At 59.1% G+C, this 15,595-nt stretch carries 11 protein-coding genes and 2 tRNA genes; 2 read left to right on the top strand and 11 right to left on the bottom strand.

Annotated elements, in window-relative coordinates; translation table 11 throughout:
* Positions 1 to 87 precede the first annotated feature (87 nt).
* From ACVWYU_RS16675 to rimO, 5 genes are all read right to left on the bottom strand, one after another.
* On the bottom strand, positions 88 to 858 hold the full coding sequence (locus tag ACVWYU_RS16675; protein WP_457373197.1) for an SDR family oxidoreductase: 771 nt from the start codon (positions 856 to 858) through the stop codon (positions 88 to 90).
* A 198-nt stretch (positions 859 to 1,056) separates the two neighbouring features.
* Positions 1,057 to 1,527, bottom strand: a complete 471-nt coding sequence (locus ACVWYU_RS16680; protein ID WP_090317038.1) for a YehS family protein — start codon at positions 1,525 to 1,527, stop codon at positions 1,057 to 1,059.
* A 75-nt stretch (positions 1,528 to 1,602) separates the two neighbouring features.
* Entirely contained in the window at positions 1,603 to 2,313 is a 711-nt protein-coding gene (locus ACVWYU_RS16685) for an rRNA pseudouridine synthase (protein ID WP_090317041.1), read from the bottom strand.
* A gap of 184 nt (positions 2,314 to 2,497) precedes the next feature.
* Positions 2,498 to 2,971, bottom strand: coding sequence for a GNAT family N-acetyltransferase (locus tag ACVWYU_RS16690; protein WP_090317044.1), 474 nt, complete (start codon positions 2,969 to 2,971; stop codon positions 2,498 to 2,500).
* Between the two features lie 124 nt (positions 2,972 to 3,095).
* On the bottom strand, positions 3,096 to 4,433 hold the full coding sequence (gene rimO / locus ACVWYU_RS16695) for a 30S ribosomal protein S12 methylthiotransferase RimO (RefSeq protein ID WP_457373198.1): 1,338 nt from the start codon (positions 4,431 to 4,433) through the stop codon (positions 3,096 to 3,098).
* A 351-nt stretch (positions 4,434 to 4,784) separates the two neighbouring features.
* On the opposite strand from rimO, the gene ACVWYU_RS16700 reads away from it, so the two are divergent.
* A complete protein-coding gene (locus ACVWYU_RS16700; protein ID WP_390959855.1) occupies positions 4,785 to 6,626 on the top strand; it encodes a potassium transporter Kup in 1,842 nt (613 codons plus the stop codon).
* A 255-nt stretch (positions 6,627 to 6,881) separates the two neighbouring features.
* Here the strand turns inward: ACVWYU_RS16700 and ACVWYU_RS16705 are convergent, their stop codons facing one another.
* The 4 genes from ACVWYU_RS16705 to ACVWYU_RS16720 all read right to left on the bottom strand — a co-directional run bounded on the left by ACVWYU_RS16705 (position 6,882) and on the right by ACVWYU_RS16720 (position 11,480).
* Positions 6,882 to 8,180, bottom strand: a complete 1,299-nt coding sequence (locus ACVWYU_RS16705) for an AcvB/VirJ family lysyl-phosphatidylglycerol hydrolase (RefSeq protein WP_457373199.1) — start codon at positions 8,178 to 8,180, stop codon at positions 6,882 to 6,884.
* Complete coding sequence (gene mprF / locus ACVWYU_RS16710; RefSeq protein ID WP_457373200.1) at positions 8,180 to 10,822, bottom strand: bifunctional lysylphosphatidylglycerol flippase/synthetase MprF; 2,643 nt, start codon at positions 10,820 to 10,822, stop codon at positions 8,180 to 8,182. Before mprF ends, ACVWYU_RS16705 begins: the two co-directional genes overlap by 1 nt.
* Positions 10,823 to 11,098: 276 nt before the next feature.
* Positions 11,099 to 11,175: transfer RNA gene (locus ACVWYU_RS16715), tRNA-Met, on the bottom strand.
* Between the two features lie 228 nt (positions 11,176 to 11,403).
* Positions 11,404 to 11,480 (bottom strand) — tRNA-Met (locus ACVWYU_RS16720).
* Between the two features lie 301 nt (positions 11,481 to 11,781).
* Here ACVWYU_RS16720 and dinB point away from each other — a divergent pair.
* The gene (gene dinB, locus ACVWYU_RS16725) at positions 11,782 to 12,843 is read left to right on the top strand and encodes a DNA polymerase IV (protein WP_390959087.1); all 1,062 of its coding nucleotides are present in this window, start codon (positions 11,782 to 11,784) and stop codon (positions 12,841 to 12,843) included.
* A gap of 61 nt (positions 12,844 to 12,904) precedes the next feature.
* Here the strand turns inward: dinB and ACVWYU_RS16730 are convergent, their stop codons facing one another.
* Together ACVWYU_RS16730 and ACVWYU_RS16735 are read right to left on the bottom strand one after the other, a co-directional pair.
* Positions 12,905 to 13,858 carry a hypothetical protein gene (locus tag ACVWYU_RS16730; RefSeq protein WP_247254855.1) on the bottom strand — a complete coding sequence of 318 codons (954 nt, stop codon included), beginning with the start codon at positions 13,856 to 13,858 and terminating at the stop codon, positions 12,905 to 12,907.
* Between the two features lie 17 nt (positions 13,859 to 13,875).
* Positions 13,876 to 15,591, bottom strand: a complete 1,716-nt coding sequence (locus ACVWYU_RS16735; protein WP_247254854.1) for a proline--tRNA ligase — start codon at positions 15,589 to 15,591, stop codon at positions 13,876 to 13,878.
* Positions 15,592 to 15,595 lie beyond the last annotated feature (4 nt).

Raw genomic sequence — 15,595 nt, forward strand, 5'->3', positions numbered from 1 at the left:
CCACAAGGTTTTGTGTCAGTCGCAGGGTTCGGATACGACAGACAACCTGTGGGAGCAGGCTTGCCCGCGATGGCCGCACCGCTCATTTCAGAGACTGAAGCCGCCATCCAGCGGAATGATATTCCCGGTCATGTAGGCCCCCGCCGTACTTGCCAGACTGATCGCCAGGGCCGCCATCTCTTCCTCCCGACCCCAGCGCTTCATTGGAATCAACGCCGTATCTTCGGCCAATGCCTGCTCATCGTTGCCGATGTGCTGGGTCATCTTGCTCGGAAAACGTCCCGGCGCGATCACATTGACGTTGATGTGCTGGCTCACCAGTTCCCGCGCCAGAATGCGCGACAGTTGATGCAGGGCCGCCTTGCTCGGTCCATAGGCATAAGCCTGTTCGCCGAAGGAGGAAATCCCCGCCACTGAGCCAATGTTGATGATCCGTGCCGGATTCGCCGGTGAGCCGGCCTTGCGCAGCAGTGGCAGGAATTGCTGGATGCAGTTGAACACTGACGTCACATTGAGCTGCATGACCTTTTCCCAGCCTTTGACCGGGTAACTCTCCAATGGCGCACCCCAGGTGGTGCCTGCGTTGTTCACCAGGATATCGAGGTGGCTGATCTGCTCGCTCAGGCGGGCGGCCAATTGCTGCACGCCTTCTTCCGTGGCCAGGTTGGCGGCGACTGCGTGGCAGCGTCCAAGTGCGCCGAGTTCATCAGCCGTTTGCCGGCAGGCTTCGACCTCGCGAGCACAGACGTACACGGTCGCGCCCGCCTCGACGTACGCCTTGGCGATCATTTTGCCGATACCACGAGTGCCGCCGGTCACCAGAGCGGTGCGGCCTTGCAGGGAAAAGTAGGGGTGCATGGCGAGTCCTGAGAGCTGAGGGTCTTAACACCCTAGTCGTCAGCCGCTGGAAGCGGAGCCACTATTTTCAAGCGGAATGGAGGGCCATTCGGCTCTGAGCTGGTTTGCCAGCGAAGGTCACTAACGATAACGCGTATCGACTGGATCGACGCGGCGTTATTGAAGGCTTCGCTGGCAAGCCAGCTCCAGGCGGAGCAGTTACTGCGGGCGTACGCGCAGGGTCAGGCCCTTGAGGAAGTTGCGCAGCAACTGGTCGCCGCACGGGCGATAGTTGGTGTGGCCGAACTTGCGGAACAGGGCGCTCAACTCGGGTTTGGACACCGGGAACTCGGCGGCCTTGAGGATCGCGTGCATGTCGTCTTCTTTCAGTTCGAAGGCCACGCGCAGCTTTTTCAGGATGATGTTGTTGGTCACCGGCACTTCGATCGGCTGCGGAGGACGGCTTTCGTCCTTGCCGCGCTTGAAGATCACCAGGCCGTCGAGGAAATGCGCCATGACTTCATCGGGGCAGCGTACGAAGCCTTCTTCGTCTTCCTCTTTTTTGTCGAGGTAGCTCACCAGATCGGCCAAGGGTACGTCCATGCCACCAAGCTTGATGATCTCGATGACTTTCTTGTCGCTGATGTCGAGCATGTAGCGCACGCTGCGCAGTACGTCGTTATGAATCATGTGAGCAATCCTGATAATTCAGCTATGGGCGTCGCAGAAAACAGCGACGCCGAAATGTGTGGCGGCGCGAGCGTCTTAGAACTTCTCTTTGCCGGTCAGGTAGCGCCATTGCCCCAAGGGCACTTTGCCGATGGACACGCCGCCGATGCGGATGCGGCGGATGCCTACGACCTTCAGGCCGACGGCCTGGCAGAACAGGGCGATCACGCCCGGTTGCGGGTTCTTCATGGCAAACCGCAGGCGGTTTTCGTTTTGCCAGCTGGCCTTCACAGGCGGCAGCTCCTTGCCCTTGTAGGTCAGGCCGTGCTGCAAGCGATTGAGGCCGTGCTCAACCATGTCGCCCTCGACTTCGACCACGTATTCCTGCTCGATCTTGCTCGCGTCAGCGGTGAGTTTGCGCAGGATCTTCCAGTCCTGGGTGAACACCAGCAAGCCGCTCGCATTGGCCTGCAGGTCGGTGCTGGCGGTCAGGCGCAGGAAGTGACCCTTGAGCGGGCGTTTGCCGTAGCGGTGTTCTTCGCTCAGGGTTTCGGCGCTGATGGTCGCCATGGCAGTGTCCGCGTCCATGCCGGCGGGCACATTGAGCAGGATGGTCACCGGCTCCGGCGCGGTAGCCTTGGCGTCCTTGTCGAGCTCGACTTTCTGGTCGCCGACCTTGAACTGCGGTTCATCGATGACTTCGCCGTCGACGGTCACCCAGCCGCCCTCGATGAACAGCTCAGCCTCCCGACGGGAGCAGCCGACGAGTTCGATGAGGCGTTTGGAGAGTCGAATCGGGTCAGTCATGACAGGGCCGCAAGAAAAAAGGGGTGGGCATTGTACCTGCCTGGCGCCGGTTAATCCCGGATCCATTTTGCCGCAGGGGCTTTTTGTAGGATTTGGCTTGCCAACTAAGGCGGCCGATTGATCGCTGCAAGGCTCTCGGGTCTCTTCGCTGGCAAGCCAGCTCCTACAGTTGTTTTGTGCGGTGTCAGCCGTGTTGCGAACGTGTGTGGTTTTGGCGCATCCGCATATGCAGCAACGGATACGGCTGCCCCATGCCGTCGACTTCTGAGCGACCAATGACTTCGAAGCCCTGTTTGAAGTAAAAGCCGATGGCTTGCGGGTTCTGTTCGTTGACGTCCAGTTCATCGGCGTTAAGGTTTTCCATGGCATAGCGCAACAACTGCTTGCCCAGGCCCTGACCGCGATGCGCCGGGTCGATGAACAGCATTTCGATCTTGCCAGCCGCTACACCGGCAAATCCGGTAATGCGCTGGCGTGGGTCTTTGGTGCAGATCAGCATGACCGCGTCGAGGTAACGGGTCAGCACCAGGTTCTTCAACAATTCGATATAACTCTCTGGAAGAAAGTCGTGGGTCGCGCGCACTGAAGCTTCCCAAACCCGTGTCAGCTCTTCGTAGTCGCTCTGTTTCGGCGTATGGATGACCGAATGTTGGCGCATGCCTGACTGCTCCTTCTTTTTTCAACCGACTATTATGAGATGAGAATCCGTTCTTCATAAAACGATAGCCGTAAAAAAGCCCCGCATCTCGTCAAGAGAGCGGGGCTTTTCGTATTTTTGGCGTTTAGATCTGTTCAGCCCACAGATCGTATTCGTCGGCGTCAGTCACTTTGCACCAGACCTTGTCGCCCGGCTTCAAGTTGCTGCCATTGTCGATGAACACGTTGCCGTCAATTTCCGGGGCATCGAAGAAGCAACGGCCAACGGCGCCTTGCTCGTCGACTTCATCGACCAGCACTTCGATTTCACGGCCGATGCGCAGTTGCAGGCGCGCCGAGCTGATCGCCTGCTGGTGCGCCATGAAGCGCTCCCAGCGGTCCTGTTTGACCTCGTCCGGAACGACTTCCAGATCCAGGTCGTTGGCTGGAGCGCCTTCAACCGGCGAATACTGGAAGCAGCCGACGCGGTCGAGTTGCGCTTCGGTCAGCCAGTTCAGCAGGTACTGGAAGTCTTCCTCGGTTTCGCCCGGGAAGCCGACGATGAAGGTCGAACGGATAATCAGGTCCGGGCAGATTTCGCGCCAGTTCTTGATGCGCGCCAGGGTCTTGTCTTCGAAGGCCGGGCGTTTCATCGTCTTGAGCACTTTCGGGCTGGCGTGCTGGAACGGGATGTCCAGGTACGGAAGGATCTTGCCGGCGGCCATCAGCGGGATCAGTTCGTCAACGTGCGGATACGGGTAGACGTAGTGCAGACGAACCCAGACGCCCAGGGTGCTGAGGGCCTCGCAGAGTTCTGTCATGCGGGTTTTCACTGGCGCGCCGTTCCAGAAGCCGGTGCGGTATTTCACGTCGACGCCGTAGGCGCTGGTGTCCTGGGAGATCACCAACAGCTCTTTTACGCCGGATTTGACCAGGCGCTGGGCCTCGTCGAGCACGTCACCGACCGGGCGGCTGACCAGCTTGCCGCGCATCGACGGGATGATGCAGAAGCTGCAGCTATGGTTGCAGCCTTCGGAAATCTTCAGGTAGGCGTAGTGGCGCGGGGTCAGCTTGATGCCTTGTGGCGGCACCAGGTCGATCAGCGGGTTGTGATCCTGACGCGGCGGCACGACTTCATGCACGGCGTTGACCACTTGCTCGTACTGCTGCGGGCCAGTCACGGCCAGCACGCTCGGGTGCACGTTGCGGATGTTGCCTTCTTCGACGCCCATGCAGCCGGTCACGATGACCTTGCCGTTTTCCTTGATGGCTTCGCCGATTACTTCCAGGGATTCCGCCTTGGCCGAATCGATGAAGCCGCAGGTGTTGACCACCACTACGTCAGCGTCCTGGTAAGTGGACACGACGTCATAGCCTTCCATCCGCAGTTGGGTGAGGATGCGCTCGGAGTCGACCAGTGCTTTCGGGCAACCCAGGGATACGAAGCCAACCTTTGGATTGGCCGGCGCAGGAGTGGTGGACATGTCTAACCTCGGTATTTTGTGACGCCTCCAGCCATGATCGGCAAGGCGACAAAAGGACGCTCTATCGCGCCTCTGATCAAAAAGTGCGCAATTCTATCGATGGGAAGCGCACTTGACCAGCTTTATGCAGGGAAATACGACGAGTGCTGCGCTATGCTTCGCGCCGTTGGGCTTTACCGAATTTTTACAGTCAACAAAACGTCTGTAACCTGAAGTAAAACAGCGCATGCTGCACGACAAAGCATAGTGCTTCATTCGAAGAAGCCGGGTCTGAGAAGTAGGGAGTGTTGGATGGGGCAGGCAAGTAGTCAGACGGCAGATGCCGGACATTCGGTAGCAAAACCGTTGAGCATGCTGGTCGCGGCAGTCGGGGTGGTTTACGGCGACATCGGCACAAGCCCGTTGTATACCCTTAAAGAGGTTTTTTCCGAGCATTACGGAGTACCGGTCAATCAGGACGGGGTCTTCGGGATTCTTGCATTGATTTTCTGGTCGTTGGTCTGGGTGGTTACGATCAAGTACGTACTGTTCGTATTGCGTGCCGACAACCAGGGAGAGGGCGGGATCATGGCGCTGACGGCGCTGGCCCGGCGTGCCGCACACGCTTACCCGAAGTTGCGTGCAGTGCTGGTGATTCTGGGGCTGATTGGTGCGGCGCTGTTCTACGGCGACAGCATGATCACACCTGCCATTTCTGTATTGTCAGCGGTTGAAGGTCTGGAACTGGCGTTCGACGGACTAGAGCGCTGGGTCGTGCCCATGTCGCTGGTGGTTTTGGTCGCGTTGTTCCTGATCCAGAAACATGGCACCGATCGTATCGGCAAGTTGTTCGGTCCCGTCATGGTGGCGTGGTTTCTGGTGCTGGCCATTCTCGGTATCAGCGGCATTATCAAGCACCCAGAGGTGTTGAGTGCCTTGAACCCGATGTGGGGCGTGCGTTTCTTTATCGTGCATCCCGGCATGGGCGTGGCGATCCTGGGCGCAGTCGTGCTGGCATTGACCGGTGCCGAAGCTCTTTACGCCGACATGGGCCACTTCGGACGCAAGCCGATTGCCCGCGCCTGGTTGGCGCTGGTGCTGCCGGCTCTGGTGCTGAACTACTTCGGTCAGGGCGCTTTGTTGCTGGAAAACCCTGAGGCGGCGCGTAACCCGTTCTATCTGTTGGCGCCTAATTGGGCGTTGGTGCCATTAGTGGTGCTGGCCACTCTGGCAACGGTCATTGCTTCGCAAGCGGTGATTTCCGGTGCTTTCTCGTTGACTCGACAGGCCATTCAGCTGGGCTACATTCCACGCATGCACATTCAGCACACTTCCAGCGCCGAGCAGGGACAGATTTACATCGGGGCGGTGAACTGGGCGCTGATGGTCGGTGTAATTCTGCTTGTCATCGGCTTTGAGTCCTCCGGGGCGCTGGCTTCGGCCTATGGCGTAGCGGTGACCGGCACCATGCTGATTACCAGTATTCTGGTGGCGGCGGTGATACTCCTGCTCTGGAAGTGGCCGCCATTGCTGGCAGTACCGATTCTGATCGGCTTCATTTTGGTCGATGGACTGTTCTTTGCGGCCAACGTGCCGAAGATCATTCAAGGCGGTGCGTTCCCGGTTTTGGCGGGGATCGTACTCTTCATTCTTATGACCACCTGGAAGCGCGGTAAGGAGCTGCTGGTGGAGCGTCTGGACGAAGGTGGCTTGCCGCTGCCGATTTTCATCAGCAGTATCGCCGTACAACCGCCGCATCGTGTTCAGGGTACCGCTGTATTCCTCACCGCACGGCCAGATGCCGTGCCTCATGCCCTGCTGCACAATCTGTTGCATAACCAGGTGTTGCACGAGCAAGTGGTGCTATTGACGGTGGTGTACGAGGATATCCCGCGTGTGCCGCCGTCACGCCGGTTCGAGGTCGACTCCTACGGTGAGGGTTTCTTCCGGGTGATCCTGCACTTCGGTTTCACCGACGAGCCGGATGTGCCGCAAGCGCTGAAGCTGTGCCATCTGGATGAACTGGACTTCAGTCCGATGCGCACGACCTACTTCCTCAGTCGTGAGACGGTCATCGCCTCTAAAATCGAAGGCATGGCCCGCTGGCGTGAGGCGCTGTTCGCCTTCATGTTGAAAAACGCCAACAGCAATCTGCGCTTCTTCAATCTGCCGCTGAACCGGGTGATTGAGCTGGGTACTCAGGTCGAGATGTAAGCCTGAATCAACAGCCCCCGATGCCTCGCGGTATCGGGGGCTTTTTGTTGCCTGGCAATTGAATGAACCTTGCGCGGATACCGCTGTGTGCAAGCGTGCTCGCGAAGGCGGACTGACATTTAACTTCTATGTTGACTGACCCATCGCTTTCGCGAGCAGGCTCGCACACACACACAGGATATGCAGTACTTGGTGAAATGAAAAAGCCCCCACGCTTATGTAGCGGTAGGGGCTTTTTTGTTTGCGCGGCTCACATCACTCCTGCGCTGTTGCCTCGTCCTTGGCCTGGCGTTTTATGATGATGTCCACCAGGCGCTTGGCCAGGGCCGGGTAGTTCTCGTCGAAGTGGTGACCCCCAGGCAGCTTGATGGCTTCGCCCACGGCGGTCTTGTCGGTGCAGCCACTTTCATTGACTTCTTCTTCACCGTAGATGCACACCACTTTGGCGGCGGGCAGCTTGGCCATTTCCGGGCCGGTGGCGGCTTCTTTGCCGGCGTTGCCAAGCCAGCCTTCGACTTCGATTTCGAAGCTGCCGGTGCGGGCGAAGGCCAGCAGGATGATCGCGTCGACACGCTGCTGCTCGGACTCTGCCAGGCGGTTGTAGATCGCAGGCAACACATCGGCACCAAACGAGTAGCCGGTGAGGATGAAGCGCTTGGTGCCCCATTTCTGCCGGTAGTGCTGCATCAGTTCGGCAAGGTCCAGCGCGCTTTGCTCGGGGCTCTTGTGCTGCCAGTAGTAGCGCAGGGTGTCGATGCCGACCACCGGGTAGCCGATCTTCGCCATTTCGCCCGCCACGTCGCGGTCGAGGTCACGCCAGCCACCGTCACCGGACAGGAACAGGGTCACGGTGTCCTTGGCCTGGCCGGCCGGCACTTCAACCACGGGAATCTGCAGCCCGCCGGAGGCCTTGTCGCCACCGACCAGGAGCTTGCGCAGTTCATTGTTCAGCACTTGCGGCAGGTTGATGTCGTAGTCACTGATACTGGTTTCGGCGTTGGGTTGGTCGCGCACGAAGCCGGCACTGGTGTCATCCGGGTTGTCGTTCCACGCCACCAGCCAATGGCCGTGAGAAGCGCTTTTCGGTAGCAGGTGAGTGCAGCCACCCTTTTCCAGGGCCAGGTCGACCGAGACGGCTTGGGCATTGTCATTTTTCTGCTCGGACAACCAGCGCCAGGCGAGTACCGCACCTGGGCCGATACCGCTGACCAGGGTTGCCGGGCCTTTGAGTTCCCTCAAGCCCGATTGCAAGGCGCGGCTTTGCAGCAGACAGTCCTGGGGCAGGATTACCTGGACAATCTGCGCCGAACCGCTGCGACTCAGGGTCATCAATTGATTGTCGCTGAGCTTCTGTTCCTCAGTGACCGCCACCAGCACCTGGGCGCGAGGCGTGTTGCCCGGGATGACACGGGTCATGGCCGTGCCGTCGGCCGGGGTCAGCTGTTCGAGGGTCGGTTCCGGTGCCGGGCGTTTCAGGTACCAGTAGCCACCACCGAGAATCAGGGCCAGCACCACCAGTGTGCCCAGAACGTACCGCAAGGAGCGTCGAATCATCAGCGTTTCACCAATCCAGTCAAGCCGCCCGCGATCAGGGCAGCAGTATCGGCCAGGGCAACCAGCGGATCGAGTCCGGCGGGCACGGCCATATAACGGGGTTCCCAGTCAGGCTGGAATTTGTCTTTGAAGCGGCGCAAGCCTTGGAAGTTGTAGAGCTGCTCACCACGGCGGAAAACCATCGAGCCCAGACGCTGGGTCAAGGGGGCGCCGCGACGGGGTTGCAGCCCCGACAACGGCACCATGCCCAGGCTGAAGCGCCCGTAACCATGATTTTTATAATGTTGAATCAAGCCGACCATCATGAATTCCATGGTCAGTTTGGGGGCGTCCGGGTGGGCGCGCATCAGGTCGAGGCTGGCCAGGTCGTGGCTGTAGGTCTCGAGCAGGTTGGCGAACGCCACCGGACGTCCTTCGAAGCGGATGACCGCAATGCGGAAGTACTTGAGGTAGTCATCACTGAAGCGGCCGAGGGAGAAGCCTTTTTCGCGTACGTTCTTGCCGGTCAGCCAGGCATCGGAAATCACCTTCAGCTCGTCCATCGGCGCCTGGCCCGGCTCGAAGATCTCCAGTGACAGGCCATCCCGTGTGCCGCGGTTCCAGGTGTAGCGCAGGTCCTTCATCTCTTTGCCCTTGGCGTCGAGATCAAAGCGGTGCAGGTCGACCCTGGCTTCTTCGCCGAGTTTGATCGCCGTCAGGCCGATGTCCATGTAGTACGGCAGGTTTTCCGCGCGCACTTGATAGAACACGGGGCGCGCATGGTGGATATCGCACAGGTCGCGGAACTGCCAGATCATTTCCGCCCGTTGCTGGCTCGGACCGATCGGGTCATACAGCGCTACCAGGCTGCGGCCGCGGCGGGCGTACATCAGGAACGCTTGATCGTTGGGGTGAAACAGCAGTGCCTTGTCGCCGGTCAGGGCCAGGCCGCCATCCGGTTGCGACGAGGCCATCAGGATCTTGCTCGCGCGCTCCAGTTCGTCCGGGGTCGGCAGATGGATGACCGGACGGGCGGTACGCAGCAGCCAGGTCAGGGAAACCACCACCAGCAACACGGCGGCACCGAGCAGCGAACGCAAGCCACGAGGGGCATCGGCATCGAGGGTGAATTGCCACCAGAGTTGATGGCTGTACGGAACATCCTGATAGGCGAACAGAAGCAGCCACATGGAGGCGCCAAGCACGCACAGGCTCGACACTAGATAGAGTGGTGAGAAAGGCACTTCTGTCAGGCGGCTGGGGCGATAGAACGAACGCCGGAAAACCCCCAGTAAAGCTGCGGTCAAGGTCATCAGGCAGGCTTCTTCCCAGTCGAAGCCCTTGAGCAGCGAAAGCAGGGCGCCCACCAGCAACAGAATGGTGGTCAGCATCCAGGCAGCCGACAGTCGACGACGCAGGCCCTGGGCCAGTAGCAGGCACAGTACGCCAATCAGGCTGGCACCAAAGTGCGAAGCATCAACCAGTCGATGGGGAATGAGAAAGCCGATGTGTTCCAGGCGAGTGTCGATTTCCGGTGTCGCGCCGGAGAACAGCAGAACCACGCCGGAGAGAAACACCAGCACAGCCAGAATCGGTGCGGCCATGCCCGATGCTGCACGCAAGGACTGGCGGGTCTGGAAGATGCGCTGACCTTCGTTGATCAGCAACAACAGGCAGGCCACCAGCATCGGCAGGACGACGTAGATCAGGCGATACAGCAACAGGGCAGCGGCCAGTGGGGCGGCGCCGAGTTTGTCGGAGAAGGCCGCCAGCAAAATCGCTTCGAATACGCCGACACCGCCCGGCACATGGCTGAGAACGCCAGCAGCCAAGGCCAGCAGATAGACCAGCAGGAACGCACCGAACGGCGGTGCTTCCGGCAGTAACAGGTAAAGCACGGTCGCGGCGGCGGCCACGTCCAGCGCGGTAATGATCAGTTGCAGGAAGGTCAGGCGGCGTCCCGGCAGGCGCAAGGTACGACGGCCGACCTTGACCATCAGGTTGTCCGCGTAGGGTTGTTCCGGCAGGCGGCGGCGGTAGATGCCGATGGCCAGTACCGAAAACAGCAGTAATACAGCCGTGGCTACCGAACCCAGCAGGACTTCGGACAGGCCCAGTGCAATGGAGGCCGCTGGAAGGTCGCTGAGCGTCGCCAGTGCGGCGAGCGGTGGCAAGGCGCAGCCCAGGGAGAGGCTGGCGAACAATGTCATGTGGGCGACCTCAGCGGCCCCCAGACCATGACGTGCATACAGGCGGTAGCGAACCGAGCCGCCCGACAGCATCGAAAGACCGATGGCATTCCCGATGGCGAAAGCGGTGAAGCCTCCCAGGGCCAGGGTGCGTGGCGCCAGGTTCACGCCGGCGTAGCGACTGGCTGACCATTCGTACCCCAGCAAAATGATGAAGCCCGCCACGGTTGCGCCCAGGGCGCCCAGCAATGCGGGTTTCGGAACGTCGAGGATCGAGTCGTGCAGAGCATCCAGATCGAGCTCGCTCAACAGATGACGACAGGCAATCAGCGCAATCGCGAACAGCAGCAGAGTGACCGCCAGGCCGATGGGCTGTCGGTATTTGCTGATCAGATCGAGCAGGCGCAAGCGCTCCGCCTTGATCGGATGTGTCGCTGTGACGGTGTCTTGTGAATCAGACGAGTTGGCGCGCATCAATCACCTCTTGGATTGTGCGCGACAGGATGGGGGTATCCAGCCAAGTTACCAATCCCTGTAGAAAAAAATAATCACAAATATTAACGCTATCACCGGCTCTCGGCGACGGCATGTCATCAGTCGTGGGGGGAAAGTGTGCGTTTGAGCATAGTCGGAACTCAGCGCTTAGGTGACCCCGGACGGCTCACTACACAGTGACAGATCATTGTTGCGAAAGGGCTTTTTCAACAGATACAAAAAAGGCCACTCTTTCGAGTAGCCTTTTTTGATGTTTGGTTGCGGGAGCCGGATTTGAACCGACGACCTTCGGGTTATGAGCCCGACGAGCTACCAGACTGCTCCATCCCGCGTCTGTGTGGCGGCATTCTATAGAGATACGCCTGAGTGTCAACCGTTAATCCTGAACCCGGTCAAATAAACGTAAAAGAGCGGCAAACGGTCGCGGGGGCGGCTTAAGATTCGGAACCAGAACGATTTCTGATTTCTGTGGCGCGGGTGCCTGCGCTAATGTCGCACCTTCTGCACAAAACAGGCGCGCACAAAAAAGGCCACTCTTTCGAGTAGCCTTTTTCGATGTTTGGTTGCGGGAGCCGGATTTGAACCGACGACCTTCGGGTTATGAGCCCGACGAGCTACCAGACTGCTCCATCCCGCGTCTGTGGATCGGCATTCTATAGAGATACGCCGGGGTGTCAATCACCAATTTCGATAAAACCTGTTCCTGTTCAAACGCTTAGCTTGATTTGAAGGTGGTCGAGTATCGCTGTGAGGCAGGCGTGGCAAGGGTTTCAGCTCTATTGGTGCACGCCTTTCGATTAAGAAAATAAATTTATCGGGCGCTTTCCCACAATTGGAAAAGAACATTCTGAGTACTGGTGCTATATACAGGTGTCAGTGAGATACTGAATGTCCGACACGGCAAGACGACATTTCCTCTTCATGAACACCGCGTTGATATGACTCAGCGAAAAATCATCCACGTCGATTGTGACTGCTTCTACGCCGCCATCGAGATGCGTGACGATCCGCGCCTGGCCGGCAAGCCGCTGGCGGTAGGTGGGTCGGCGGATCGGCGTGGAGTGATCGCCACCTGCAATTACGAGGCGAGGGCCTATGGTGTGCGGTCCGCGATGTCGTCCGGGCACGCGTTGAAACTCTGCCCGGACCTGACCATCGTCAAGCCGCGAATGGACGCCTATAGAGAAGCATCGAAGGAAATTCATACGATCTTTCGCGATTACACCGACATCATCGAGCCACTTTCCCTGGATGAGGCCTACCTGGATGTGTCGGACAGCGCGCATTTCGGTGGAAGTGCCACCCGAATTGCCCAGGACATCCGTCGAAGGGTCTCCAATCAGTTGCATATCACCGTTTCGGCGGGCGTGGCGCCAAACAAGTTTCTCGCCAAGATCGCCAGCGACTGGAAAAAGCCCAATGGGTTGTTTGTCATCACGCCGGATCAGGTCGATGACTTTGTCAGTGGCTTGACAGTCAATAAGCTGCATGGCGTTGGCAAAGTGACCGCCGACAAGCTGGCCAAGCTCGGGATTGTCGACTGTTTGCAACTTCGCGAGTGGGACAAGTTGGCGCTGGTGCGCGAATTCGGCAGTTTTGGCGAGCGTCTCTGGAGTCTGGCCCGCGGGATCGATGACCGTCTGGTGCATAACGACAGTCGTCGGCAGTCGATCAGCGTCGAAAATACTTACGATGTCGATCTGCCGGATCTGCGCAGTTGTCTGGATAAGCTGCCGGAGTTACTGGAAACCCTCAGAACCCGCATGGAGCGAATCGACAGCAGCTATCGACCGGGCAAGCCGTTCGTCAAAGTGAAGTTCCATGATTTTACCCAGACCACACTTGAGCAGGCAGGGGCAGGGCGGGACTTGGGCAGTTACCAGTTGATGCTGACGCAGGCGTTCAATCGGGGTGGCAAGCCGGTGCGATTATTGGGCGTGGGAGTAAGGCTGGAGGATTTGCGGGGCGGGTTTGAGCAGATGGAGTTGTTTGAGCGGTAGTTTTGCGGTGCCTGTGAGGCCGCTTCGCGGGCGACTCGACTTGCCCGCGAAGCTTTGAGCGTTAGTTCGGTCCTGGATCCGCCACCAGGCGTCCGGCATTCTTGGTCAGGGACTTGAGGAATTCGGTCTGCAGCTCAGGATCGTTGCGGGTCAATTCGACCAGGCTCTGCTCCAGTTCGCTCGCTTCTTCTTCAAGACCCAGCTCCGACAGGCGTTTGACCCGGTGTACCCACTGGCTCACTTCGTCGTCTTCGAGGTCGTCGTAAATCAGGCTGTGAGCTTCGAGCAATTTGCCGCGCAGGGTGCTGCTGAGCACAAGGGAGGAGTCGGTATGCACATCGCCCTTTGAGTCACTGACACTGATCTGCAGCTTGCCCAGATGATTGAGGTCATATTCGGCGAACGGGCTGTCCAGCAGATTCAGGCGGAGCACGCCGTTCTTGTCGGTGGTCAGCTCGAAGGTTTCCTTGCCGGCCTTGACTTCGACCGGACGCTCGCTCCAGGGCAGGCTCGAATATTCCATGCGCTTGTCGCGCTGGACTTCGTCGATGCCAGCCAGGTTCTGCTGCGCGCGACCGTTGGATTGCATGTTCATGAACGGATTGAGTCCGGCGAAACCGTAGCTGAGCCAGTCCTTGGTCATGCTGTCGGGCAGGTTGCCGAAGGCAAAGACGTTGACCACGTTCGCACAGACACCACCCACCACCGCTACCGCGCCGAGCGGGATCTCGTAGATCTTCCGCCAGGGTTGGTATGGGGTGTAGCGATCATAATGACGGGTGACGTCGAACTCGGTGACTTCGAAGGTCTTCTGCTCGTGGATTTTCACCCGGCGTTGCGGCAGCTCAAGTACCTTGGGCTCACCGACATCAATCTGCAGACTGTGGTCGAGCAATTTACGCTCGACCCGTTCCTCGTGCTCGCTGCGCTGTGACATGTGATTGGCACAGCCGCTGACCAACAGGGTGCCGCACAGGGCGGCACCACCGAGGCCTAAGGTGTTTCGCTTGAACATGACGTCTCTATCTGGTTTCAGCGGCGGATACGGGCCTGCAGGAAAGACAGTACGTCAGCGACCGGGAGCGCTTGGGGCTCGGCCTCGGTACGACTCTTGTATTCCAGGTTGCCTTCGGCAAGGCCGCGGTCGCTGACCACGATCCGGTGAGGAATGCCGATCAGCTCCATGTCCGCGAACTTGATGCCCGGGCTGGTTTTCTTGTCGCGATCATCCAGCAGCACTTCGAAGCCGGCTGCAGTCAGTTCTGCATACAGCTTGTCGGTGGCTTCGCGAACCAGATCGGTTTCGTAGCGCAGTGGCACCAGGGCGATCTGGAACGGTGCGAGCGCGTCACTCCAGATAATCCCTTTTTCGTCGTTGTTCTGCTCGATGGCAGCTGCAACCACACGGGAAACGCCAATGCCGTAGCAGCCCATTTCCAGGGTGATCGGCTTGCCGTTCTCGCCCAGCACTTCACACTTCATCGCTTTGCTGTACTTGTTGCCCAGCTGGAAGATGTGCCCGACTTCGATGCCGCGTTTGATTTCCAGGGTGCCCTTGCCATCCGGGCTTGGGTCGCCGCTGACAACGTTACGCAGGTCGGCAACGGTCGGAACCGGCAGGTCGCGTTCCCAGTTCACGCCGAAGTAGTGCTTGTCGTCGATGTTCGCCCCAATGCCGAAGTCGCTCATCAGTTCGACCGAGCGGTCGATAATGATTGGCAGTGGCAGGTTAAGCGGGCCGAGGGAGCCGGCACCGGCGCCGATGGCGTCGCGCAGTTCGGTTTCGGAGGCCATGACCAGCGGGCTGGCAACGCCAGGCTGGTTGGCGGCCTTGATTTCGTTCAGTTCGTGGTCGCCACGGATGATCAGGGCAATCAGCTTGCCTTTCTCTTCAGCGTGAACCACGAGGGTCTTGATGGTTTTCTCGATCGGCAGGTTGAAGCCTTCGACCAGTTGCGCGATGGTCTTGGCGTTCGGCGTGTCGACCAGGCGCAGTTCTTCGGTCGGCGCTGCGCGGGAGGTTTCGCGCGGCACGGCTTCGGCTTTCTCGATGTTCGCGGCGTAGTCGGAACCGTTGCTGAAGACGATATCGTCTTCACCGGACTCGGCCAGTACGTGGAACTCGTGGGAGCCGGCACCGCCGATGGAGCCGTTGTCGGCTTCAACCGGGCGGAATTTCAGGCCCAGGCGGGTGAACACGTTGCAGTACGCCTGATGCATGCGGTCGTAGGTGACTTGCAGCGATGGCTGGTCAGCGTGGAACGAATAGGCGTCCTTCATGATGAATTCGCGACCGCGCATCAAACCGAAGCGTGGGCGGATTTCGTCACGGAACTTGGTCTGGATCTGGTAAAGGTTGATCGGCAGCTGTTTGTAGCTGCTCAATTCGTTGCGCATCAGATCGGTGATGACTTCTTCGTGGGTCGGGCCGGCGCAGAAATCGCGACCGTGGCGATCCTTGAAGCGCAGCAATTCAGGGCCGTACTCTTCCCAGCGACCGGATTCCTGCCACAGCTCTGCCGGTTGAGTGCTCGGCATCAACACTTCAAGCGAGCCGGCGGCGTTCATTTCTTCACGAACGACGGCTTCGACCTTGCGCATTACTCGCAAGCCCATCGGCAGCCAGGTGTACAGGCCCGAGGCGAGTTTGCGGATCATGCCGGCGCGCAGCATCAACTGGTGGCTGATCACGACCGCATCGGAAGGCGTTTCTTTCTGTGTGGCGAGCAAAAATTGACTGGTGCGCATGGTT

It is taken from the genome of Pseudomonas sp. TE12234 (assembly GCF_054061835.1).

Bases quoted from the DNA above. Each gene is read 5' to 3' on its own strand.
- ACVWYU_RS16690 (WP_090317044.1), bottom strand. From the start codon at position 2,971: ATGCGCCAACATTCGGTCATCCATACGCCGAAACAGAGCGACTACGAA.
- ACVWYU_RS16675 (WP_457373197.1), bottom strand. From the start codon at position 858: ATGCACCCCTACTTTTCCCTGCAAGGCCGCACCGCTCTGGTGACCGGC.
- mprF (WP_457373200.1), bottom strand. From the start codon at position 10,822: ATGCGCGCCAACTCGTCTGATTCACAAGACACCGTCACAGCGACACAT.
- ACVWYU_RS16730 (WP_247254855.1), bottom strand. From the start codon at position 13,858: ATGTTCAAGCGAAACACCTTAGGCCTCGGTGGTGCCGCCCTGTGCGGC.
- ACVWYU_RS16705 (WP_457373199.1), bottom strand. From the start codon at position 8,180: ATGATTCGACGCTCCTTGCGGTACGTTCTGGGCACACTGGTGGTGCTG.
- ACVWYU_RS16685 (WP_090317041.1), bottom strand. From the start codon at position 2,313: ATGACTGACCCGATTCGACTCTCCAAACGCCTCATCGAACTCGTCGGC.
- rimO (WP_457373198.1), bottom strand. From the start codon at position 4,433: ATGTCCACCACTCCTGCGCCGGCCAATCCAAAGGTTGGCTTCGTATCC.
- ACVWYU_RS16735 (WP_247254854.1), bottom strand. From the start codon at position 15,591: ATGCGCACCAGTCAATTTTTGCTCGCCACACAGAAAGAAACGCCTTCC.
- ACVWYU_RS16700 (WP_390959855.1), top strand. From the start codon at position 4,785: ATGCTGGTCGCGGCAGTCGGGGTGGTTTACGGCGACATCGGCACAAGC.
- ACVWYU_RS16680 (WP_090317038.1), bottom strand. From the start codon at position 1,527: ATGATTCATAACGACGTACTGCGCAGCGTGCGCTACATGCTCGACATC.
- dinB (WP_390959087.1), top strand. From the start codon at position 11,782: ATGACTCAGCGAAAAATCATCCACGTCGATTGTGACTGCTTCTACGCC.